This window comes from Streptococcus sp. 20925_1_44, assembly GCF_041432435.1.
Classification (GTDB): Bacteria; Bacillota; Bacilli; order Lactobacillales; family Streptococcaceae; genus Streptococcus; species Streptococcus infantis.
The window spans coordinates 217,217-238,199 of sequence record NZ_JAPVZQ010000003.1; the positions used below are offsets into that span (position 1 = coordinate 217,217).

The 20,983-nt window shown below is 41.3% G+C and carries 28 protein-coding genes and 1 tRNA gene; 14 read left to right on the forward strand and 15 right to left on the reverse strand.

Annotated elements, in window-relative coordinates; genetic code table 11:
• Nucleotides 1–255 precede the first annotated feature (255 nt).
• The 4 genes from O3643_RS05390 to O3643_RS05405 all read right to left on the reverse strand — a co-directional run bounded on the left by O3643_RS05390 (nt 256) and on the right by O3643_RS05405 (nt 3,108).
• The gene (locus O3643_RS05390) at nt 256–771 is read right to left on the reverse strand and encodes an HdeD family acid-resistance protein (RefSeq protein WP_003004261.1); all 516 of its coding nucleotides are present in this window, start codon (nt 769–771) and stop codon (nt 256–258) included.
• A 217-nt stretch (nt 772–988) separates the two neighbouring features.
• Complete coding sequence (locus O3643_RS05395) at nt 989–1,405, reverse strand: helix-turn-helix domain-containing protein (protein ID WP_260467130.1); 417 nt, start codon at nt 1,403–1,405, stop codon at nt 989–991.
• 96 nt (nt 1,406–1,501) lie between these two features.
• Nucleotides 1,502–1,574: transfer RNA gene (locus O3643_RS05400), tRNA-Lys, on the reverse strand.
• Nucleotides 1,575–1,836: 262 nt separating this feature from the next.
• Nucleotides 1,837–3,108, reverse strand: a complete 1,272-nt coding sequence (locus tag O3643_RS05405) for a replication-associated recombination protein A (RefSeq protein WP_371500416.1) — start codon at nt 3,106–3,108, stop codon at nt 1,837–1,839.
• 115 nt (nt 3,109–3,223) lie between these two features.
• Here O3643_RS05405 and O3643_RS05410 point away from each other — a divergent pair, with 115 nt between their 5' ends.
• The 6 genes from O3643_RS05410 to O3643_RS05435 all read left to right on the forward strand — a co-directional run bounded on the left by O3643_RS05410 (nt 3,224) and on the right by O3643_RS05435 (nt 7,080).
• A complete protein-coding gene (locus O3643_RS05410; RefSeq protein ID WP_016466255.1) occupies nt 3,224–3,694 on the forward strand; it encodes a DUF3013 family protein in 471 nt (156 codons plus the stop codon).
• 55 nt (nt 3,695–3,749) lie between these two features.
• Nucleotides 3,750–4,292 carry a hypothetical protein gene (locus O3643_RS05415; protein ID WP_371500372.1) on the forward strand — a complete coding sequence of 181 codons (543 nt, stop codon included), beginning with the start codon at nt 3,750–3,752 and terminating at the stop codon, nt 4,290–4,292.
• A 49-nt stretch (nt 4,293–4,341) separates the two neighbouring features.
• Nucleotides 4,342–4,776 carry an NUDIX hydrolase gene (locus tag O3643_RS05420; RefSeq protein ID WP_371500374.1) on the forward strand — a complete coding sequence of 145 codons (435 nt, stop codon included), beginning with the start codon at nt 4,342–4,344 and terminating at the stop codon, nt 4,774–4,776.
• Nucleotides 4,773–5,246: a GNAT family N-acetyltransferase gene (locus O3643_RS05425; RefSeq protein ID WP_371500376.1), complete on the forward strand. Its 474-nt coding sequence runs from the start codon at nt 4,773–4,775 to the stop codon at nt 5,244–5,246. The genes O3643_RS05420 and O3643_RS05425 overlap by 4 nt, the downstream gene beginning before the upstream one ends.
• A gap of 138 nt (nt 5,247–5,384) precedes the next feature.
• Entirely contained in the window at nt 5,385–6,335 is a 951-nt protein-coding gene (gene prmA / locus O3643_RS05430) for a 50S ribosomal protein L11 methyltransferase (RefSeq protein ID WP_371500418.1), read from the forward strand.
• A 1-nt stretch (nt 6,336) separates the two neighbouring features.
• The gene (locus O3643_RS05435; RefSeq protein ID WP_036758373.1) at nt 6,337–7,080 is read left to right on the forward strand and encodes a 16S rRNA (uracil(1498)-N(3))-methyltransferase; all 744 of its coding nucleotides are present in this window, start codon (nt 6,337–6,339) and stop codon (nt 7,078–7,080) included.
• 313 nt (nt 7,081–7,393) lie between these two features.
• Here the strand turns inward: O3643_RS05435 and O3643_RS05440 are convergent, their stop codons facing one another.
• Complete coding sequence (locus O3643_RS05440) at nt 7,394–8,158, reverse strand: (S)-acetoin forming diacetyl reductase (RefSeq protein WP_004250763.1); 765 nt, start codon at nt 8,156–8,158, stop codon at nt 7,394–7,396.
• A gap of 333 nt (nt 8,159–8,491) precedes the next feature.
• Here O3643_RS05440 and O3643_RS05445 point away from each other — a divergent pair, with 333 nt between their 5' ends.
• Nucleotides 8,492–9,160 carry an MIP/aquaporin family protein gene (locus O3643_RS05445; RefSeq protein ID WP_004250764.1) on the forward strand — a complete coding sequence of 223 codons (669 nt, stop codon included), beginning with the start codon at nt 8,492–8,494 and terminating at the stop codon, nt 9,158–9,160.
• Between the two features lie 216 nt (nt 9,161–9,376).
• Here O3643_RS05445 and queF read toward each other — a convergent pair whose 3' ends face one another.
• From queF to O3643_RS05480, 7 genes are all read right to left on the reverse strand, one after another.
• On the reverse strand, nt 9,377–9,868 hold the full coding sequence (gene queF / locus O3643_RS05450; RefSeq protein ID WP_000082587.1) for a preQ(1) synthase: 492 nt from the start codon (nt 9,866–9,868) through the stop codon (nt 9,377–9,379).
• A gap of 18 nt (nt 9,869–9,886) precedes the next feature.
• Nucleotides 9,887–10,603, reverse strand: a complete 717-nt coding sequence (gene queE, locus O3643_RS05455; RefSeq protein ID WP_195183587.1) for a 7-carboxy-7-deazaguanine synthase QueE — start codon at nt 10,601–10,603, stop codon at nt 9,887–9,889.
• Nucleotides 10,596–11,039, reverse strand: a complete 444-nt coding sequence (gene queD / locus O3643_RS05460) for a 6-carboxytetrahydropterin synthase QueD (protein WP_254731174.1) — start codon at nt 11,037–11,039, stop codon at nt 10,596–10,598. The genes queE and queD overlap by 8 nt, the downstream gene beginning before the upstream one ends.
• Nucleotides 11,039–11,692 carry a 7-cyano-7-deazaguanine synthase QueC gene (gene queC, locus O3643_RS05465; protein WP_371500380.1) on the reverse strand — a complete coding sequence of 218 codons (654 nt, stop codon included), beginning with the start codon at nt 11,690–11,692 and terminating at the stop codon, nt 11,039–11,041. Before queC ends, queD begins: the two co-directional genes overlap by 1 nt.
• A gap of 202 nt (nt 11,693–11,894) precedes the next feature.
• Nucleotides 11,895–12,209 carry a thioredoxin gene (trxA, locus tag O3643_RS05470; protein WP_001029581.1) on the reverse strand — a complete coding sequence of 105 codons (315 nt, stop codon included), beginning with the start codon at nt 12,207–12,209 and terminating at the stop codon, nt 11,895–11,897.
• A gap of 35 nt (nt 12,210–12,244) precedes the next feature.
• Entirely contained in the window at nt 12,245–12,445 is a 201-nt protein-coding gene (locus O3643_RS05475; protein WP_371500382.1) for a DUF4649 family protein, read from the reverse strand.
• Nucleotides 12,446–12,541: 96 nt separating this feature from the next.
• Nucleotides 12,542–12,922 (reverse strand): MarR family winged helix-turn-helix transcriptional regulator, encoded by a 381-nt coding sequence (locus O3643_RS05480; RefSeq protein ID WP_006149405.1) that lies wholly within the window; start codon nt 12,920–12,922, stop codon nt 12,542–12,544.
• A gap of 180 nt (nt 12,923–13,102) precedes the next feature.
• Between O3643_RS05480 and O3643_RS05485 the strand changes: the two genes are divergently transcribed.
• Together O3643_RS05485 and O3643_RS05490 are read left to right on the forward strand one after the other, a co-directional pair.
• Nucleotides 13,103–13,477: a CidA/LrgA family protein gene (locus tag O3643_RS05485; RefSeq protein WP_004250774.1), complete on the forward strand. Its 375-nt coding sequence runs from the start codon at nt 13,103–13,105 to the stop codon at nt 13,475–13,477.
• Nucleotides 13,474–14,169 (forward strand): LrgB family protein, encoded by a 696-nt coding sequence (locus O3643_RS05490; RefSeq protein WP_004250776.1) that lies wholly within the window; start codon nt 13,474–13,476, stop codon nt 14,167–14,169. The genes O3643_RS05485 and O3643_RS05490 overlap by 4 nt, the downstream gene beginning before the upstream one ends.
• A gap of 69 nt (nt 14,170–14,238) precedes the next feature.
• Here the strand turns inward: O3643_RS05490 and O3643_RS05495 are convergent, their stop codons facing one another.
• From O3643_RS05495 to O3643_RS05505, 3 genes are read right to left on the reverse strand one after another with little or no spacing between them, the layout of a single operon-like run.
• Nucleotides 14,239–15,003 carry a hypothetical protein gene (locus tag O3643_RS05495; RefSeq protein WP_314944350.1) on the reverse strand — a complete coding sequence of 255 codons (765 nt, stop codon included), beginning with the start codon at nt 15,001–15,003 and terminating at the stop codon, nt 14,239–14,241.
• A 15-nt stretch (nt 15,004–15,018) separates the two neighbouring features.
• Nucleotides 15,019–15,714 (reverse strand): ABC transporter ATP-binding protein, encoded by a 696-nt coding sequence (locus O3643_RS05500; protein WP_371500385.1) that lies wholly within the window; start codon nt 15,712–15,714, stop codon nt 15,019–15,021.
• Nucleotides 15,715–15,717: 3 nt separating this feature from the next.
• Nucleotides 15,718–16,083 carry a GntR family transcriptional regulator gene (locus O3643_RS05505; protein WP_314944351.1) on the reverse strand — a complete coding sequence of 122 codons (366 nt, stop codon included), beginning with the start codon at nt 16,081–16,083 and terminating at the stop codon, nt 15,718–15,720.
• 142 nt (nt 16,084–16,225) lie between these two features.
• On the opposite strand from O3643_RS05505, the gene nrdR reads away from it, so the two are divergent.
• From nrdR to der, 5 genes are read left to right on the forward strand one after another with little or no spacing between them, the layout of a single operon-like run.
• Nucleotides 16,226–16,699: a transcriptional regulator NrdR gene (gene nrdR / locus O3643_RS05510; protein ID WP_004250782.1), complete on the forward strand. Its 474-nt coding sequence runs from the start codon at nt 16,226–16,228 to the stop codon at nt 16,697–16,699.
• Nucleotides 16,700–17,869: a DNA helicase gene (locus O3643_RS05515; protein WP_371500388.1), complete on the forward strand. Its 1,170-nt coding sequence runs from the start codon at nt 16,700–16,702 to the stop codon at nt 17,867–17,869.
• On the forward strand, nt 17,870–18,766 hold the full coding sequence (dnaI, locus tag O3643_RS05520; protein WP_371500390.1) for a primosomal protein DnaI: 897 nt from the start codon (nt 17,870–17,872) through the stop codon (nt 18,764–18,766). It abuts the gene before it with no gap.
• Nucleotides 18,763–19,476: an NADPH-dependent oxidoreductase gene (locus O3643_RS05525; RefSeq protein ID WP_371500392.1), complete on the forward strand. Its 714-nt coding sequence runs from the start codon at nt 18,763–18,765 to the stop codon at nt 19,474–19,476. The genes dnaI and O3643_RS05525 overlap by 4 nt, the downstream gene beginning before the upstream one ends.
• Nucleotides 19,477–19,489: 13 nt before the next feature.
• Entirely contained in the window at nt 19,490–20,800 is a 1,311-nt protein-coding gene (der, locus tag O3643_RS05530) for a ribosome biogenesis GTPase Der (protein WP_371500394.1), read from the forward strand.
• Nucleotides 20,801–20,983 lie beyond the last annotated feature (183 nt).

Sequence of the window (20,983 nt, forward strand, 5' to 3'; positions counted from 1 at the left end):
TAAAAATGGGGCAAAAGCGGGGCAAAAACGAATGACTCGTATTTTGTTTGAAAACCTATAATACCTAATGATTATGCTATTCTAGATATATAGTTTTGTTATAAATAAATGTCAGTGCGAGATCAAATTGGAGAATAAAATGGAAAAACAAATTTCTACGTAGAATGGAATGCGAAAAAGTGATAATTAAAGAGACGAAAAAGCTGAGAATATGATTTCCCAGCTTTTTTGAATGCGATAGAAATAGCAACTAGACTATTTACGAAAGGCCTCAATAATGTAGGTGAAGCCAGTAACTAAAAATGAAAAGGCAATGACATAAACGACAAAGACACCTGTAGCCACTGGATTGAACAGAATCACTAGACCTAGTAAAAATTCAAGCAAGGCTACCCACATGATATTGCTACCAATAATAGGGAAAATCAATCTTAGACGATTGCCTTTAAAGAAAGCAATAATGGCTTCTACAATTAACCAAATTCCTACAATGGTCGGAATGACGACCGGCAGGGTCACAAAGCCATAAGCAACGAGGTAAAGAGCTAAGAGAAGACTAACAAATCCTTGGAAAAGATAAACAGGTGAGCGAAGCTCTTTTGGTGCAGAGAAATAGCCTAAAATAGCTGCTATAGAAGAAACCAGTAAACCAAATGAAATCCACCAGCTGTAAGCAACAAGATTAGCTACTGGGTTTGTAAATAGGAAAAGTCCTAAAAGGACAAAAACAACTCCTGCAAGGAATAGCAGTAAACGATTAGAAAATTTCATTTCAATACCCCCTATATAGTATAGTTTCTAATAAAACTATTGTACTTATTTTTATAGAAAATGTCAATAAAATAAATAAACAATTTGGAAGTTTCAGTCTGACTTACAAAAAGAAAAGGAGTTTTCACTCCTTTTCACAGATTGAAGACAAAGTCCTTATAAAAGTGTCTTCTAAAGATTTTAACTTCAATCTGAAGCGAGGTTATCCTCGCTTTTTCTATTTATCAAACAATTCCTTATTTTCAATTAAGAGTTCTAGTGGAGATTTATCTCTTGCTTCAATAAAACCAGGTTCATATTGGTTATGAAGTGTTCTTTTCTGAGAAGTTGGATCAATATACAACTCATCTCCATCTTCTGTGTATAGTTGGTTGCCTCTTGTTAAGTAAAGTAAATCCTCTAAGTACTGTCCATCAGTATGTAGGAAATGCTCGATGTATTTGACAGCTTTTAAGATTTCACTTACTTTATCAGAGTATTCATTAGATTCAAGAACACTCTTTTCTAACTCAATCTCTTTACTCGTTCCAAAGAGTTGGGTTGGAGTTGCATTAAAATATTCCGCTATCTTATCCAAATTTGCAAAGGTAGGATAGCTTTTTTGTTTTTCATAATCAGAGATGTCTGGAAAGATTGCTCATAAAAAAAATGTGGGGCAAATGATGGGGCAAATCAGTTATAGACAAGCAAAAAAGCCTTATAAATCAAGGCTTTTTCCTGTTGATTTAGATGCCCCCTACAGGGCTCGAACCTGTGACCCATAGATTAAGAGTCTACTGCTCTACCAACTGAGCTAAGGAGGCAAATAAAAAGCTGTATTGGTGCCGAAACTTCACGGTTTGTATTGAACCCGCGCAATTAAGCAGGTGGGCAACTCGCTCTAACTGAAGCTGTTTCCGTGTGAGACGGCCTACATGCTGTTAGAAGACTTTTGTTTCCCTAATAATACAAAAAATAGTCGGTCAACACTTAAATGTGAAGTCGTACACCACAGCGTTTCTATGATTATATGATACCACTTTTTCAAAAAAAATCAAGGGAAAATTAAAAATTTTGAAAAGGATTTCATAAGTTTCGTAATTTATCAATGGTTTCCTTGCGTTGAGCCAGGGCACGTTCGTATTTTCCACTATCTTCTGGTGAGAAGTAGCTATGGTTGCGAATTTTTTCTGGCAAGTACTCTTGTTTGACCCAGTGACCTGGGTAGTTATGTGGATAGAGGTAGTTTTGGGCATTGCCTAATTCCTTGCTACCACTATAGTGGCCATCTCGCAGGTGACGTGGGATTGGTAGGTGACCTGAGGTTTTAAGGTCAGACAGAGCCTTGTCCATAGCTACATAGGCTGAGTTGGATTTTGGAGAAAGGGCCAAATCAATCACAACATTGGCAATGAGGATGCGGGCTTCGGGGAAACCGATCCTCTGTGCTGCATCCAGAGCAGTCACGGTATGAATCTGGGCTTCGGGATTGGCCAAACCGATATCTTCATAAGCAATCACAGTCAAACGACGAGCTAGGCTAGGAAGGTCACCGGCCTCTATCAAGCGAGCAGCATAGTGGAGACTAGCGTCCACATCTGATCCGCGAATAGACTTTTGAAGGGCAGATAGAACATCATAGTGCCCGTCTCCATCCTTGTCCATAGTAATGTAACTCCGTTGCAGACTATTTTCCATGATGTCAAGCGTGATATGACGTATACCTTTGTCATTAGCTGGAGTGGAGAGAACTGCCAAATCCAGCGAGTTAAAGGCAGAACGGAGATCACCGTTGGTAGATGTTGCGATAAAATCAAGGGCATCATCATCTAACTCAACAGGGAAATCAAAGCCTCGTTCAGGGTCAGTCAGGGCGATTTGAATGGCCTCTTTGACATCTTGGTTAGACAAGGGTTCCAACTCAAAAATCTGAACACGGCTACGAATGGCTGGCGTGACAGAAAAGAAAGGATTTTCAGTTGTCGCCCCGATCATGATGACTAGACCGCTTTCTAAGAGAGGAAGGAGGAAGTCTTGTTTAGTCTTGTCAAGGCGATGAATCTCGTCTAGTAGCAGTACAAGGGCACCTGAGAATTTAGCTTCCTCAGCGATTTCTTGGAGACGTTTTTTACTATCAACAGTGGCATTGAAGGTCCGAAAAGCATACTTGGTCGTTCCAGCGATGGCTGAGGCAATACTGGTCTTACCAATTCCTGGAGGTCCGTAGAGTATCATAGAGGATAGGCGATTGGCTTCCACCATACGGCGGATGATTTTACCTGGGCCAACCAGATGCTCCTGACCGATGACCTGGTCGATGGTTTTGGGGCGCATACGAAGCGCGAGATTGTCTGGCATAGCAGTCCTTTCTAACATAGATTTTCTGATACTAATGTGGTAATATGGTAGTATCTATTTTAGCATATTTCCGAGTATTCGGGGCGATTTAAGAGTCGTATAGAAAGAGGACAAAATGGCAACATACGGATTTTTAGATGTTTTACAAGAAGAGTTGGATAAGAACTTTCCTTTTGATTATGAGATTAGTTGGGACAAGCGTAATCATGCGGTTGAAGTGAGTTTTCTATTAGAGGCACAAAATGCTGCAGGGGTGGAGATGCTAGATGAAGACGGAGAGGTTTCGTCAGATGATATCCTTTTTGAAGAAGCGGTACTTTTTTACAACCCTGCCAAGTCAACAGTTAATGCAGAAGACTATCTTACAGTCATCCCTTACCTGCCTAAGAAAGGTTTTTCTCGTGAATTTTTAGCTTATTTTGCACTATTCCTTAAAGATACTGCCGAGGTTGGACTAGATGCCCTCATGGACTTTTTGGAAGACCCAGAAGCAGAAGAATTCGTCATGGAATGGAACCAAGAAGTCTTTGAAGAAGGGAAAGTCGGTTTGGAAGAAGGAGAATTTTACCCTTATCCGAGATACTAGAAAATATTCTAAGTGGACATTTTTAAATAATGAATTCAAGGAGAAGGGGGAGACTATGCTAGAAAAAGTCAAACAGTTTTTCAGGAGAAGGTCAGCTAAAACTGAGCCGTCAGTTGATATTCTTCCCCGCAATCGCTTTGCGGATCTAGATTTCGAGAGAGTATTGAAGTCAGGAACTCGTCGCCTTGTTAATGAGGAAGGACGCTATGCTGAGGATGGGAAAATCACAGAACTTGAATTTCCTGAAGATTTTGCGGAATTTGAATTTCTAGTTGGTTTTAAGACGGAAGAGGAAGAGCAGTTTCAGCAACTATTAGCTCGTTTAAATAGTATTGACAATGCCATTCAGTCTTGTTTGGAAAGTGAGATGCAACAAGCCATCCCTCAGTTTGCCAAGGATTTGGGCTATACTCAGAAGAGGTGGGAGAAAACTTTTTACTTCCATCCTTGGGTATTAAGTTTTGAGGAAAATCCGCCTAATCTTCGCTATGTTGCAGATTATGTAAATGATGAGTTTACCGTTTATTTTGCTAAAAAACATGGTAGATGGCAGGCATACTGGGATGCAGATTGCCAAAAGGTAATCGAAGAAAGCTAGCTTGTATTTTCCTAGAGAGTAATTGTCATCATAGAAAAGAGTAAATATCATGGAATTATTGGATAGCAGAATGGATTTCCAAGGTTGCAAGATTGCCTTGATTTGTGGGGATAAGGTCTTGACTATCTTACGTGATGACAAGGACGATATCCCTTGTCCCAACATGTGGGAGTTGCCAGGTGGTGGTCGTGAAGGAAACGAAAGTCCTTTCGAGTGCGCAGCGCGTGAAGTTTATGAGGAACTGGGAATTCATTTAGATGAAGACTGTCTGCTTTGGAGCAAGATTTATCCTAGCGTAATCTTTAAAGACAAGCAATCGGTCTTTATGGTTGGTCAGCTAAGACAAGAACAATTTGACAATATCATCTTCGGAGATGAAGGGCAAGCCTATCAACTGATGAGCATTGAGGAATTTCTCAATTCTAAACAAGCAGTGCCTCAGCTACAGGGGAGATTGAGGGATTATTTGGAGGAGAGTTTATGATAAGCCTTGAACGAGCAGGAGCAGAGGATTTAGAGGACGTCATTGCGATTCAAAGAGCTAGCTTTAAGGCTGTTTATGACAAATACCAAGATGAATACGATCCTTATCTGGAGGACCGTGAACGAATTAAGTGGAAACTAGTCGAGCGTCCCAATAGCTATTACTACTTTGTGAAAGAAAACGAAGATAAAATCGGATTTCTTCGAATTCAGACCAATGACGAGTTAATGAAAGCTTGGTTAGGAACGGCAGCGATTTTGCCCCAGTATCAAGGGAAAGGGTATGGATCTAATGGTTTAAGCTTGCTGGAAAAAGAATTCCCAACCATTAAACAGTGGGATTTGTGTACGGTATTACAGGATGCGGGCATGGTTGCTTTTTATGAGAAAAATGGCTACCGTCAAATCCATATCGAGCCTGAAAAAGAAGGCATGGATATGGTCTACATGAAAAAATTGATAGAGAAATAGAAAGGATGGTTCAGTTACATTTCTAAACTGAACCCGCCCTAAACACGCTGCCAAAAAGATAAACTTCTCTTAGACACAAACGTCTTCAGAGAGTTTCCTATTTTGACTTTGTGTTTTTACGGGCTTGGTATCTTAATGATGGAAACATGGCAAGAGTTAAAAGTTACAGTCAAGCGTGAGGGGGAGGAGCTGGTCTCTAATCTCTTAATCGAGTTAGGTGCCCAAGGGGTAGCAATTGAAGATAGCATGGACTATGTTGGAAATGTGGACCGTTTCGGTGAAATTTTCCCTGAGGTCGAGCAACAAGAAGAAATTGTGGTCACAGCCTACTATCCGGAAACGGTTGATGTGGTAGCGGTTGAAGCGGATTTGCAGGCTCGTTTAGCAGAATTGACAGACTTTATGGATCTAGGAGAGGTCAAGATGGGGACGACTGCCTTGGCTGAGGAAGACTGGGCAGACAACTGGAAGAAATACTATGAACCAGCTCGCATTACCCATGACCTGACCATCGTACCATCATGGACGGACTATGAGGCGACGGCGGGAGAAAAGATTATCAAGCTAGATCCAGGGATGGCCTTTGGAACAGGAACCCACCCTACGACCAAGATGAGTCTTTTTGCCTTGGAGCAGGTCCTTCGTGGTGGAGAAACAGTGCTAGATGTAGGGACTGGTTCAGGGGTTCTTTCTATTGCAAGCTCACTCCTAGGTGCCAAGGAGATTTTCGCCTATGACCTAGATGATGTAGCGGTTCGAGTCGCTCAGGAAAATATTGAGCTCAATCCTGGCATGGAAAACATCCATGTAGCAGCAGGAGATTTGCTTAAGGGTGTTGAGATTGAGGCAGATGTCATCGTGGCTAATATCTTGGCAGATATCCTCATTCATCTGACAGAGGATGCTTATCACTTGGTCAAGGATGAAGGTTATCTCATCATGAGTGGTATTATCAAGGACAAGTGGAACATGGTGCGTGAGTCAGCAGAAGCAGCTGGATTTTTCCTTGAAACCCACATGATCCAAGGGGAATGGAATGCCTGCGTCTTCAAGAAGACCAAGGATATTTCTGGTGTGATTGGAGGCTAGCATGCAGCAGTATTTTGTCAAGGGGAGTGCAATCTCTCCTGTCACTATCGAGGACAAGGAAACCAGCAAGCACATGTTTCAGGTCATGCGTTTGAAAGAAGAGGACCAGGTTACCTTAGTTTTTGATGATGGTATTAAGCGCTTGGCGCGCGTGATAAATGTAGAGGCGCGTCAGTTGGAGCTGATTGAAGAATTGGCTGACAATGTAGAATTGCCAATTCAAGTGACCATCGCATCAGGCTTTCCCAAAGGAGATAAGCTAGAGTTTATCACTCAAAAGGTGACGGAACTGGGTGCTAGCCAGATATGGGCCTTTCCCGCAGACTGGTCAGTCGCCAAGTGGGACGGCAAGAAATTGGGTAAAAAGGTCGAGAAACTAGAAAAAATCGCCCTTGGTGCTGCCGAGCAAAGCAAGCGGAATCTAGTCCCAAGTATTACCCTTTTTGAGAAAAAGGCAGACTTTCTAGCCCAACTGGATCAGTTTGATTCTATTGTGGTGGCTTATGAAGAGTCAGCTAAAGAAGGAGAATCAGCTGCACTTATACAAGCAGTTGCTGAGCTTGAAAAGGGAGCCAAACTGCTCTTTATCTTTGGTCCAGAAGGAGGTCTCTCACCTGCAGAAATTGAATCTTTTGAAGCTAAAGGAGCAGTTCTAGCAGGACTTGGGCCTCGCATCCTACGAGCCGAAACAGCGCCGCTTTACGCCTTGTCTGCCATAAGTGTTTTGCTTGAATTGAAAAAATAAGAGACTATGAAAAAATCACCTAGAAAAGGTGATTTTTTATGCGCTTGAAAGGGTGCGTGAAAGAGTAAATAAGCGAATCCATAATGGCAATGGGAATATTTAATTTTTTGATGATTTCGCAGAAAAAATGGATATCCAAACTGTTCCTAATCTTGTGTTCTATTAAAACAGGGAAAATCATACTATATAGAGCAGGAGAGTATTTCTAGTCTTGAAGAAAGATTATTTTCACTAATAAAAAAATGACTCTGGAAATTGGAGTCGTATAGATGATAAAAGAGGTTAGATTTAATCCAACCTCTTATTTTTTATCTTAATGGAATTGCATACCACCATCGACGATAATGGTTTGACCTGTAATGTAGTTTGAATCTGGTCCAGCAAGGAAGCTAACAGCTGCAGCGACATCTTCTGGCTCAGATAGGCGTTTCAATGTAATATCTTTTGCGAATGTTTGCATACCCCATTCGTCGTCTTTTCCTGCATTTTTCCCAACTTCGTGAGCGATATCATACATCATTGGTGTTTTAACGATACCTGGAGCATAAGCGTTAACAGTGATGCCTGAGTCAGCTAAATCACGCGCCAATGTTTGAGTAATACCACGAACAGCGAATTTTGTACCACCATAAACAGTCAAGTTTGGATTTCCAACAACACCTGCTTGAGAAGTAGCGTTGATGATTTTACCACCGTGACCAAGTGCTTTGAATTGAGCTTGAGCAGCTTGTGCTCCCCAGATTACCCCACCGACGTTAATAGCAAAGGTACGATTGAACTGTTCTTCTGTAATCGTATCTAGAGGTGTAGTCGGAGCGACTCCAGCGTTGTTTACCACAACGTTCAAGTCTCCGAAATGGTCTACAACTTTTTGGAAAGCTGCAGCAACCTCTGCTTGTTTAGACACATCAGCCACAACAGCTAAAGCATTCTCTGCTGACAATTCAGCAACTGCTTTTTCAGCTGTTTCAGCATTGTAGTCTAATACCCCAACCTTAAAACCATCTTGGACCAAGCGTTTTGCGATTGCAAAACCGATTCCTTGACCTGCACCTGTAACAATAGCTACTTTAGACATATGATTCCTCCTTTGGTATCCGTGATACCATTTCAACGTTCATAAAAGAACAGCAAAGGGTTATAAGTGAGTTGTGATAGACTTCTAAAAGAAGTCCTATCGCTTTTTAGTATATACCTTTGTGAAATTAGTGTCAAACAAAGACTGGTTTTTGGAAAAATGAATATTTTTCAAGATCAAAATAATCGAAAACTTTCCTGTGTGAGATTTAGAGTTAGAAAAATAAAACTATCGCGTAAAGGGGAAAGCGCACGATATTTTCCAAGCACATTTCTTGAAACCCTTTCCTCCTTCTGATAGACTAATACATAGTTTGAAAAAAGGAGACTTAATATGAAAAAATTTGTTGCTGAATTGATCGGTACTTTTATGCTTGTGTTCATCGGAACAGGAGCTGTTGTTTTTGGAAATGGTGTTGAAGGTCTTGGACACCTTGGAATTGCTCTTGCCTTTGGTTTGGCAATCGTAGTTGCAGCTTTCTCAATCGGAACTGTTTCAGGTGCTCACTTGAACCCAGCTGTTTCTATCGCTATGTTTGTTAACAAACGTTTGTCATCTTCAGAACTTGTAAACTACATCCTTGGTCAAGTAGTCGGTGCTTTCCTTGCATCAGGATCTGTGTTCTTCCTCTTGGCAAATTCAGGTATGTCAACTGCAAGTCTTGGTGAAAATGCCTTGGCAAACGGTGTAACTGTCTTTGGTGGTTTCTTGTTTGAAACAATCGCAACATTCTTGTTTGTTTTGGTGATCATGACTGTAACTTCAGCAAGCAAAGGAAATGGCGCAATCGCTGGTTTGGTGATCGGTTTGTCATTGACAGCTTTGATTCTAGCTGGCTTGAACATCACTGGACTTTCAGTAAACCCAGCTCGTAGCTTGGCTCCTGCTGTATTGGTAGGTGGCGCAGCTCTTCAACAAGTTTGGATTTTCATCCTTGCACCAATCGTTGGTGGAGTTCTTGCAGCCCTTGTTGCTAAAAACTTCCTTGGAACTGAAGAATAATTGAAACTTAAAAAGCCTTGCTTCTCATCTTGAGGAACAGGGCTTTTTCGTATGATACTCTTCGAAAATCTCTTCAAACCACGTCAGCTCTATCTGCAACTTCAAAACAGCGTTTTGAGCTGACTTCGTCAGTCTTATCTATAACCTTAAAGCAGTGCTTTGAGTAACCTTCGGCTAGCTTCCTGGTATGCTCTTTGATTTTCATTGAGTATGAGTTTAACGGTTGTCAATTTTCTCTGGATAGAGGTCATGTTGGAAGAGGCGTTGTTCTGCCAAGCCTTCATACTTAGTTCCTGGCTTACCGTAGTTGTAGTAAGGGTCGATTGAAATGCCACCGCGAGGTGTAAATTTTCCCCAGACTTCTAAATAGCGAGGGTCTAGCAAGTTGACCAAGTCTTTCCCGATAGTGTTGATACAGTTTTCATGGAAATCTCCATGGTTTCGGTAGCTAAAGAGGTAGAGTTTGAGGGATTTTGACTCGACACAGAGCTTGTCAGGAATGTAGGAAATATAAATAGTTGCAAAGTCTGGTTGAGCAGTGATGGGACAAAGTGAGGTAAATTCAGGACAGTTGAACTTGATGAAATAGTCATTTTCCACATGACGATTGTCAAAGGATTCGAGGACTTCTGGTTGATATTCGAAAATGTAGTTGGTTTCTTTGTTGCCGAGGAGGCTGAGGTTTTTCATTTCTTCTTGTTGTGACATGATTTTTTCTTTCTAATCTTAAACACCACGTTGGTTGTCGTAGAGGAGGGTATGGAGTTGAGGAAGGACGCGGACATTGCCCCAGCTATCGTCGGCAGCGACACGTTCCCAGAGTTCTTTGAGGCGATCCAGTTGGTCTTGGACAATATTGCCTGTAGCCTTGGGCTCAGGATTTCCCGCCGATAAGAAGAGGACATCTGGTTGGTAGCGTTCTTGAATACCTTTGGCAAAAGCTAGATCTGCATCATCAAAGACAGGGATTTTAAAGGTTACTTTGTCTGGGTCTAGTTGGGAAACGATAAAGTCCAAGGTCTCAAAGTTGACTTCCATCTTGGAGGAAGGAGGCTTAGGACTCAGAGTGACTTGGTCAATATCTTTTAACCAATTTTGCCAGCGAGATCCCTGGGTTTCAACGGCAAGAGTGACACCACGTTCCTTGAGTTTGGTTACTAGCTCAGCCATGTTGGCTGCTAGGATAGCAGGATTTCCCCCAGATAGGGTGACATAGTCGTAGCTTCCTAGTTTATCTAATTCAGCGATTACTTCATCAGCTGTCATGCGAGTTGGTTTTTCAGAACCATCCCAAGTAAAGGCGGAGTCGCACCAGTCGCAGTGGTAGTCGCAACCAGCAGTGCGGACAAACATGGTTTTCTGGCCAATAGCTCGACCTTCACCTTGAAAGGTAGGCCCAAAAATTTCTAGAACTGGTAGTTTGAGGACACGTTCCTTAGTCATCTAACCACTCCCGTCTAAACTCTGCAAAGGCAGTCGGAGTTTCATAGAGGCGAACATATTCCAAACGGAGACCGCGCTCGTCTGGCAACTCTTGGCTCATGGTTTGGAAAATCCAGTAAACCATATTTTCAGCAGTCGTATTCATGTAGGGCAGGGTTTCATTGAGATAGCGATGATCCAAGTGGGGCTCTAAGTAGTCCTTGTAGATAGCTTTGATGTCTCCGAAATCGTGGGTCATACCTCTATCATCTAAAAATCCACTGACAGCGATTTGTAGATGATAGGTGTGACCGTGTAGGGATTTGCATTTTCCTTCATAGTGAAAGAGGTGGTGGGCAGCATCGAAGGTAAATTCTTTTGAGACTAAGGTTCTGTGAGGATTGTAGACAAGAGATTCCCCAGTTTCTTGTTTGATTTCTTTGGGGGCAAAAAACATCAGGCCTCTCCTTTCTGAGAGAGATAAACCTCTAAACCATGTTGGCGTAGATGGCAGGCAGGACAAGCTCCACAACCAGTACCGATAATCCCATTGTAGCAGGTCAAGGTCTTCTCACGAACATAGTCAAAGGCACCAAGTTGGTCAGCTAATTCCCAAGTTTCAGCCTTGTCTAGCCACATGAGAGGCGTTTGGATCACAAAGTCGTAATCCATAGCAAGGTTGAGCGTGACATTGAGTGATTTAACAAAGACATCCCGACAGTCAGGATAACCAGAGAAGTCTGTTTCGCACACTCCTGTCACGATATCCGTAATTCCACGCTGCTTGGCAAGGACTGCCGCAAAAGACAGAAAGAGATGATTGCGACCGTCAACGAAGGTATTAGGAATCTCTCCTTCTTTTTTCTCAATTTCTAAATCTGAAGTCAAGGCATTTTCAGTAATTTGTCCTAGCAGAGACATATCTAGGATATGATGACGAATTCCTTGTTCCTCAGCGATTTCTTTGGCCACTTGAATTTCTAAATGGTGGCGTTGACCGTAGGCAAAGGTAACGGCTTCGACCCTTTCATAGTGTTGCTTGGCCCAGAAAAGGCAGGTTGTTGAATCTTGACCGCCACTAAAGACGACCAAGGCTGATTGACGTTTCATAGTACTCCTTCCAAAATGGGAAATGTTCAGAGCACGCAAAAAGCTCCCCAGAGGGAGCTAAAAAATACCAAGTAAAGGTTTTTTTTAGCGATGGCATGTCCCAAACATCGTAATATTCTAGTTACAGTCTAGCATATTTTTTGAAAAATGGCAAAGGGCAAGAAAAAAGAGACCAAATGAATGCATTTGGTCTCTTTTTTGATTAGCTTAATTCAGCAACGATGGCTTTGATTTGTTCTGCAGTGTGGACACCAGCCACTTGTTTAACAACTTGTCCATCTTTCTTGAAGAGAAGAGTAGGGATAGACATGATACCAAATGCACGAGCTGTGTTTGGATTTTCATCAACGTCCATTTTAACAATCTTCAAGACATCTTCTGAAAGTTCTTCAGACAATTTGTCCAAGATTGGACCTTGCATACGACATGGACCACACCAAGTAGCCCAGAAGTCTACCAAGACCAATCCGTCTTTAGTTTCTTGTTCAAATGTTGCATCTGTAATTGCTTTTGCCATAGTATTTCTCCTTTTTAATTATATTGGCTTAAATCTTATTTCATGAGATAGAAGAAAACATCTCCATAAGTCCCATGGTAGTCCAAATCATGTCCCTTGTAGGTTACTTTTTGGACAGGGTAGTAGTCTGCGACACCAATCAGGCAGGCATGTTGAGAACGTTCAAATTCTTCGTATGACTCGAAGCTCATGGTTCTCTCTTGCTTGCTGGCATCAAGATAAGTGATTTCAATCATAGGATTCTCCTTTGCTAAATCATATCTTCATTTTACTCCTTGGAAAAAGGAATGTCAAGAAAATTGCTTGCGCACGCAAGTTTTTTTGTAAAAATTTTAGGAAAGCCAACTTGCTTTTGTTTCAAGGCTTTCTTCTACAGCTTTTTGTAGATAGGCAAGAGTTGTCTGACCCTCCTTAGTGAGGCAGATAAAACTAGCTCGCTTATCCTGGTCACAACATCTCCGACTAAGTAAAGCACAATTTTTGGCTTCTAGGCGTGCCACCATTCGTGATACAGCACTTGGACTCAGATGGAGTTTATCAGGCAGGTCAATCTGTCTCAAAGATTTTTCTTGAGCCTGATTTAAAAAGTGCAAGAGATAGAATTCTTTGAGCGTTAGACTTTGGTCACTCTGCTCAGCAATCGTTTGCTCTAAAAGAGCTTCTAGCTCTACTTGTCGGCGGTTGAAGTCAAACCATTTTTCTAAGTAAGTCATATCAATCTCCTTTCTATATGGTAGTTATAAACAGATTTGCCTATCTGAGATGCTTGCGCACGCAATTAGTATACAACTTTTTGGAATAGATAGCAAGAAGGATGTTTCTTGTGTATTTCCTTGAAATTTTCTGAAAAAAGAGTAAACTGGTATGCAGAAAGTCTATTTGTGGAGTAAACGATGAAATTATATGTTCAGTTAATGATTCTCTTTGTCATTTCTCTGATTGGTGAGGGAATCTCTAGCTTTTTCCATTTGCCTATTCCTGGAAGCATTATCGGTTTAATTATTTTATTTTTAGCCTTGCAGTTCAAGTGGTTGCGGGTACGTCATGTCAACATGGTTGGGAATTTTCTCCTAGCTAATATGACTATCCTCTTTCTACCTCCTGCAGTTGGGATTATGGAGAAATTTGATGTGATTGCTCCCTATTTATTGCCCATTGTCTTGATTGTCTTTTTTGCAGCAGTTATCAATATTATCTTGATTGCGCTTGTAGTTCAGTTTATCAAAAAGCGTTATGAAGGTGATTACGAAGAAAGAGGTGCCAAATGAGCGAATTTGTATCCAATCCACTTTTTGGGATAGCCTTGTCTATTTTGGCTTATCTTGGAGGCATGATTATCTTTAGACGGTACCCTCATCCTCTGACCACTCCCTTGCTGCTAGCAACTTTATTTATCATTGTTTTTCTAAAACTGACTGGTATTTCTTATGTTGCCTATTATCAAGGCGGGGTCTACCTCAATAACTTGATTGTTCCCTCAACAGTAGCTTTAGGAATTCCTCTTTATAAGAGTTTTCACCTCATGAAACACCATGTTAGAAGTATTCTACTCAGTAGTTTCCTTGCTGTTGTTGTAAATACAGTTTTTACAGCTTTAGTTGCAAAATTTTTCGGCATGGATTTCTTCTTGGCGATTTCGCTTTTCCCAAAGTCTGTAACGACGGCCATGGCAGTTGGAATTACGGATAAGCTACAAGGGATAGCGACGATCACCTTGGTAGTTGTGGTAGCAACTGGCATTTTGACTAGTGTTATTGGACCAACACTTTTAAAATGGCTCAAGATTGACGACCCAGTAGCTGCTGGTCTTGCTCTTGGAGGAACTGGTCACGCAGTTGGGACTGGAACAGCCTTTCGCTATGGACCAGTTGCAGGTGCTATGGGAGGACTAGCCATCGGTGTCACCGGTATTCTCTATGTATTTGTAAGTCCCATCGTAGCAGGTTTGATATTGAGTTGAGAAATAAGAATGTTATATTTCTTTGTGTAAAAAGAAGCCCCTAGCTTTATTTGCTAGGGGCTTCATTCATTATTGTAAGTTTACTTTGTTCTTTAAGATATAGTAGGTTCCGAGATAAAAGATAGCTATGAAAATGAGTTCTTCAACAATGCTTACGCTTGCTCCCATATAGAAATTATCATTAAATCCTACAAGTGAATTGACATAGAAGTTAGCACTGGTATTGAAGAAGACTTCTATAACTCCAATGACGATTCGGATACCAATGTAGGCTGCAACAGCGAGTGCTGTACGATATTCATTGAAAAGTTGTCCGATGGATATGGCCAAGTAAATGCAGAGGATCCCTGAAATTGTACTAAGCAGGAAGGATAAGACAGTAAGACCAAAGCCTGTAAAATGTTCTCCAACAAATGATAGAAGAGTAGAAAGTTGAACTTCATAAGAATTTGTTGACAGTAGGATAATATAGATACATAGGAGTAAGACAGCAGTGCTAAACATCGACCAGATAAAAGCACCGATTAGTTTGGCTGTGATGATATGGTGTTCAGAAACTGGCAAGGTTAAAGTCAGATAGCCTTGTCGGTCATAGACACTTCCTTTGAATCGTTTAATAATCAAGAAGATAGTTGAAATCACAAGTGTAACCATCAAACTACCAAAGACAGTAGATAGAAAAACAAGTAGAACAGATAGATTTTTTTCAGGTAGTTTGATTAAGGATTGTGTCTGTACCCCGATAAGGGCAGAAAGGATGATCACAGCACCATAGAGGGCTAAATACCACTTGTTAACATTTTTAAATTCATAACGAACTAAATTCCAAAACATAATAATCTCCTTTAACTAGGCTTTGAATTCGTGACGGAAGAGCTGGTCAATTGATTCACCTGACTCGTAACGAATATCATCCACATTTCCTTGACGGACGACTTTTCCGTCCTTGAGGAAGATAATCTCATCCAAGATTGGTTCGATGTCCGAAATCAAGTGAGTTGAAATCAAGACAGTCGAAGTTGGAGAGTAGTTGTTGATGATGGTGTTCAAGATGTAGTCACGAGCTGCGGGATCGACACCACCGATTGGTTCGTCAAGGACGTATAGACGAGCATCACGACTCATGACAAGAATCAACTGAACTTTTTCTTTGTTCCCTTTTGAGAGTTTCTTGAAACGGCTATTCTCATCGATACCAAGGTCACGAAGAAGACCTTGAGCACGATCCAGATTGAAATCTTTATAGAAGGTCTTGAAAAAAGTAAGAGCTTCTTTGACCTTCATTTGCTCGTTGAGATAGGTCGTATCAGGTAGATAAGAAACGATAGCCTTAGTTGCTGGGCTTGGTTCCATGCCATTGATGAGGATACGCCCTTGCTCTGGTTGGAGTAAACCGTTGATTAGTTTAATCAGGGTTGTTTTTCCGGAACCGTTTGGGCCGAGGAGACCCACAATCTTCCCTGCCGGGATTTCAAGGGAAACATTTTGAAGAGCAGGGCTTGCTCCATAGAATTTTGAAACATTTTCAAACGTTAACAAGGTCATAGTCTAAACTCCTTCAATATAATCTCTTAAAACAGTAGGTAGTTCTTCTTTTTTATAGCCAAATTCTACCATGCCTGTTACAAACTGTTGCAACTGTTCTTCAGAAAGTTGCTTCCGGGATTGGAGGATTAGGTCCAAATCCTCGGTGACAAAACGCCCTGCAGTCCGCTTGGTGTAAACGAAGCCTTCTCTTTCTAGGTCTGATAGGGCACGTTGGATGGTATTAGGATTGACGCCAGCCTCGCTAGCCAGTTCTCTGACAGTTGGCAGTTGTTGGTTGGGTTCTAGTTTATGAGAAACGATTTGCAGTTTGATCTTATCCATTATCTGCAAATAAATGGGTTTGTTGTTATCAAATGTCCAGGGCATCACGGTCTCCTTTCAACAATTTCTTTTTGTATCACTTAAATAATACAACTAAACAAAAAACTTGTCAAGCCAAAAGGAGAATTATTTTGGGAATTGCTTAAAAAATGGTATAATGAAAAGAAAACGACAAGGAGGGGAAGGCATGCGTTGTCCAAAATGTGGCGCTACTAAATCAAGTGTTATCGATAGCCGTCAGGCTGAAGAAGGAAATACGATTAGAAGAAGACGTGAGTGTGAAGAATGTCAGCATCGTTTTACGACCTATGAACGTGTAGAAGAAAGAACGCTGGTTGTGGTCAAGAAGGATGGCACACGGGAGCAGTTCTCCAGAGATAAAATCTTTAACGGGATTATTCGTTCGGCTCAAAAACGTCCGGTGTCTAGTGATGAGATTGGCATGGTGGTCAATCGTATCGAACAAAAACTCCTCAGTCGCAATGATAATGAAATTCAAAGTGAAGATATTGGTTCTCTGGTCATGGAAGAATTGGCTGAACTGGATGAAATCACTTACGTTCGTTTCGCCAGTGTCTATCGTAGCTTTAAAGATGTGAGTGAGCTCGAAAATCTTCTCAAACAAATTACGCAATCTTCAAAGAAGAAAAAGGAAAAATAAATGAAGCCTAATGATCGTTTTTCTTTTCTAAAGAATAATCGGGTGTCGCAAGATCCCACAACTTTGGTGCAGTGCTACCTTCCGATTATCGGTCAGGATGCGCTGAGTCTTTACCTTTATACCTTAGCTTTTTGGGATGATGGACAAAAAGAACACCTGTTTGCAGCTATCCTCAATCATCTCAATTTTGGGATGGATAGGCTGTTAAAGGCTTTTAAAATCTTATCAGCCTTCAATTTGGTGACCCTCTATCAAAAGGGTGACGGCTATGAACTTGCTATTCATCCAACGCTTTCTAGCTCAGATTTCTTGCGTCATACGGTTTATCGTACCTTATTGGAGAAAAAAATCGGTGAGCCAGCAGTTTCTGATTTGCGCCAAGAGCAGGCAAGTGGAGAGCCTTTGACTGTTCCTTTGAGTCAGGCCTTTCCAGAGATAGAAGACTTGGCTAGTCATGATGAGACACCAGTAACAGCTGATTTTAAAAATGATTTTGATTTGGAGCATTTTCGTCAGCTCATGGCGAGAGATAATCTCCGTTTCCAAGATGAACAGTCAGATGTCTTGGAGTTATTTAAAATTGCTGATGAGAAAAAATGGACCTGGTTTGAAACCTATCAACTAGCTAAAGGAACAGCTGTTTCACAAGTTATTTCTGTCAAGCGCATGCGTGAAAAATTAGCGCAAGAGTCTGTTGCATCGGACTTTAGTCCCCAAGAAGCGACCATTATCCGAGAAGCTAAAAGTAAAACTGCCCTGCAATTTTTAGCGGGGATCAAACAAACCCGAAATGCTGGAATTATCCAAGCCGAACGCGATTTGTTAAAACAGATGGCGGATTTGGGACTGCTTGATGAAGTTATTAATGTTGTTATACTTTTGACCTTCAATAAGGTTGACTCGGCCAATCTCAATGAAAAATATGCCATGAAAGTGGCTAATGATTACTCTTATAACAAGATTCGTTCTGCTGAAGAAGCTGTGCTTCGAATCAGAGAGAAGAATAAAAAGGGGCAAGAACAAAAATCGGCCAATACAAGCCCAGCAAAAACTAATGTTCCTAAATGGAGTAATCCAGAATATAAAAATGAAACCAGCGAAGAAACTCGTTTGGAGTTAGAACGTAAGAAAAAAGAAATGTTAGATCGATTAGGAAAAGGAGGAGACTAGATGGAAAGTGTAGGAGATGTGCTTAAAGGTCATCCCAGCCGTTTTCAATACCAGGACCTGGTCCAGCAGATTGTAAAAGATCCTGATGTTGCGGCTTTTATCCAGAAGGAATCTCTCAGTCAAGAGGAATTGAATCGTAGTATCTCTAAGTTTAACCAATACATCACCGAGCGAGATAAGTTTCTTCGTGGAGATACCGACTATATCGCGCGTGGCTATAAGCCAATTCTAGTTATGAATCATGGTTACGCTGATGTATCCTATGAGGAAACTCCGGAACTGATTGCGGCTGAGAAAGAAGCGGCTATCAAGAACCGTCTCAGACTGATTAATCTTCCAGCTAGTCTTAAAAAAGCTAGTTTGGCTCAAGTTGATTTGGATGATTTGGGACGTTTGCCAGTTTTTGAAAAGCTCTTTACCTTTGTTGAGCAATATCCAGAAGTCCGTAAAGGTCTCTATCTCTATGGAGACTTTGGAGTTGGGAAGAGCTTTATGGTAGCTGCTCTAGCCCATGATTTGTCAGAAAAACGTGGGGTTTCATCAACCCTTCTTCACTATCCTAGCTTTGTTATTGATGTCAAAAATGCTATCGGAGATGGGAATGTCAAGAATTTGGTGGATGAAATCAAGCAAGCTGAAGTCTTGATTTTGGATGATATTGGCGCCGAGCAATCAACGCCTTGGGTTCGTGATGAAGTCTTACAAGTCATTCTCCAATATCGTATGCAGGAAGATTTGCCAACCTTCTTTACCTCAAATTTCAATTTTGAAGATTTGGAAAAACATTTTGCTAAAGGCAAGAACGGAAACGATGAAACATGGGAAGCTAGACGCGTTATGGAGCGTATCCGCTATTTAGCAGAAGAAACACGACTAGAAGGAGAAAATCGCCGATGAGTGAAACAATCACCTTAATGAAATGTCATACCTCGGTTCGCAGATTTAAAGAAGAAGCGATTCCTCAAGAGGACTTGAATGAGATTTTATCAGCTGCCCAAATGGCTTCTTCTTGGAAAAATTTCCAATCTTATTCTGTGATTCTAGTCAGAAGTCAAGAAAAGAAAGATGCTCTTTTTGAGCTGGTTCCTCAGGAAGCGATTCGTCAGTCTGCCGCCTTCCTCCTCTTTGTAGGAGATTTAAACCGTGCAGAAAAAGGGGCTCGTCTCCATACCGATACTTTCCAACCTCAAGGGGTGGAAGGACTCCTCATTACTTCAGTAGATGCAGCCTTGGCTGGACAGAATACCTTGCTTGCGGCAGAAAGCCTTGGCTATGGTGGAGTAATCATCGGTTTGGTGCGTTACAAATCTGTTGAAGTAGCAGAATTGTTCAACCTTCCTGACTATACCTATCCAGTTTTTGGGATTGCACTCGGTGTGCCGAACCAAAAACATGATGTAAAACCAAGATTGCCACTAGAGAATGTTGTTTTTGAGGAAGAATACCAAGAACAAACAGCTGAGGCTATTGAAGCCTATGACCGTGTGCAGACTGAATATGCAGGAGCTCGTGCGACGACCACTTGGAGTCAACGTCTTGCAGAACAATTCGGTCAGCCTGAACCAAGCTCAACTAGAGAAAATCTTGAACAAAAGAACTTAATGTAGAAAGTGAGAAAACATGGCCTTACCAACTGTTGCCATCGTAGGACGTCCCAATGTTGGGAAATCAACCCTGTTTAACCGTATTGCAGGGGAACGCATCTCAATCGTAGAAGATGTCGAAGGAGTGACACGGGACCGTATCTATGCTACTGGTGAATGGCTTAACCGTTCTTTCAGTATGATTGATACTGGAGGGATTGATGATGTTGATGCTCAATTTATGGAACAAATCAAGCACCAGGCAGAGATTGCCATGGAAGAAGCTGATGTCATCGTTTTTGTAGTTTCTGGAAAAGAAGGCATCACAGATGCTGATGAATACGTAGCCCGTAAACTCTATAAAACTCATAAACCTGTTATCCTTGCAGTTAACAAGGTTGACAATCCGGAAATGAGAAATGATATCTATGATTTCTATGCTCTTGGATTGGGAGAACCATTGCCAATTTCATCTGTGCACGGGATTGGTACAGGGGATGTACTGGATGCTATCGTCGAAAATCTCCCACATGAAGTCGAAGATGAAAATCCAGATGTCATTAAATTCAGCTTGATTGGTCGCCCGAATGTCGGAAAATCTAGCTTGATCAATGCCATTTTGGGAGAAGATCGCGTCATTGCTAGTCCTGTTGCTGGTACAACTCGTGATGCCATTGATACACATTTTACAGATGCGGATGGCCAAGAGTTTACCATGATTGATACGGCTGGTATGCGTAAGTCTGGTAAAGTCTATGAAAACACAGAGAAGTACTCAGTCATGCGTGCCATGCGAGCTATTGACCGTTCAGATGTAGTCTTGATGGTCCTCAATGCCGAAGAAGGCATCCGTGAGTATGATAAGCGTATCGCTGGATTTGCCCACGAAGCTGGTAAAGGGATGATCATCGTAGTTAACAAGTGGGATACTCTTGAAAAAGATAATCACACCATGAAAAACTGGGAAGAAGATATTCGTGAACAGTTCCAATATCTACCTTACGCACCGATTATCTTTGTTTCGGCTTTGACCAAGCAACGTCTCCACAAACTTCCAGAGATGATTAAACAAATCAGCGAGAGTCAAAATACCCGTATCCCATCAGCAGTCTTGAATGATGTCATTATGGATGCTATCGCCATCAACCCAACACCGACAGATAAAGGGAAACGTCTCAAGATCTTCTATGCGACTCAAGTGGCAACTAAACCACCGACCTTTGTGATTTTTGTCAACGAAGAAGAACTTATGCACTTCTCTTACTTGCGTTTCTTGGAAAATCAAATCCGCAAGGCCTTTGTATTTGAGGGAACGCCAATCCATCTGATTGCAAGAAAACGAAAATAAAATGGTAAAAAGAGGAAGGTTAACAGACCTTCTTTTTTGTAGATGATACCAAGAGCGTAGATCTAAATTTGTCATCAAATTAACATCATTTTCCTAGTCCTTGTCACGGTTTTGTAATGGAAAGGTACTTTCTTTGTAAGATTCAAAATGCTATAATGCTCTAAACAATTTTCCTTGCATAAG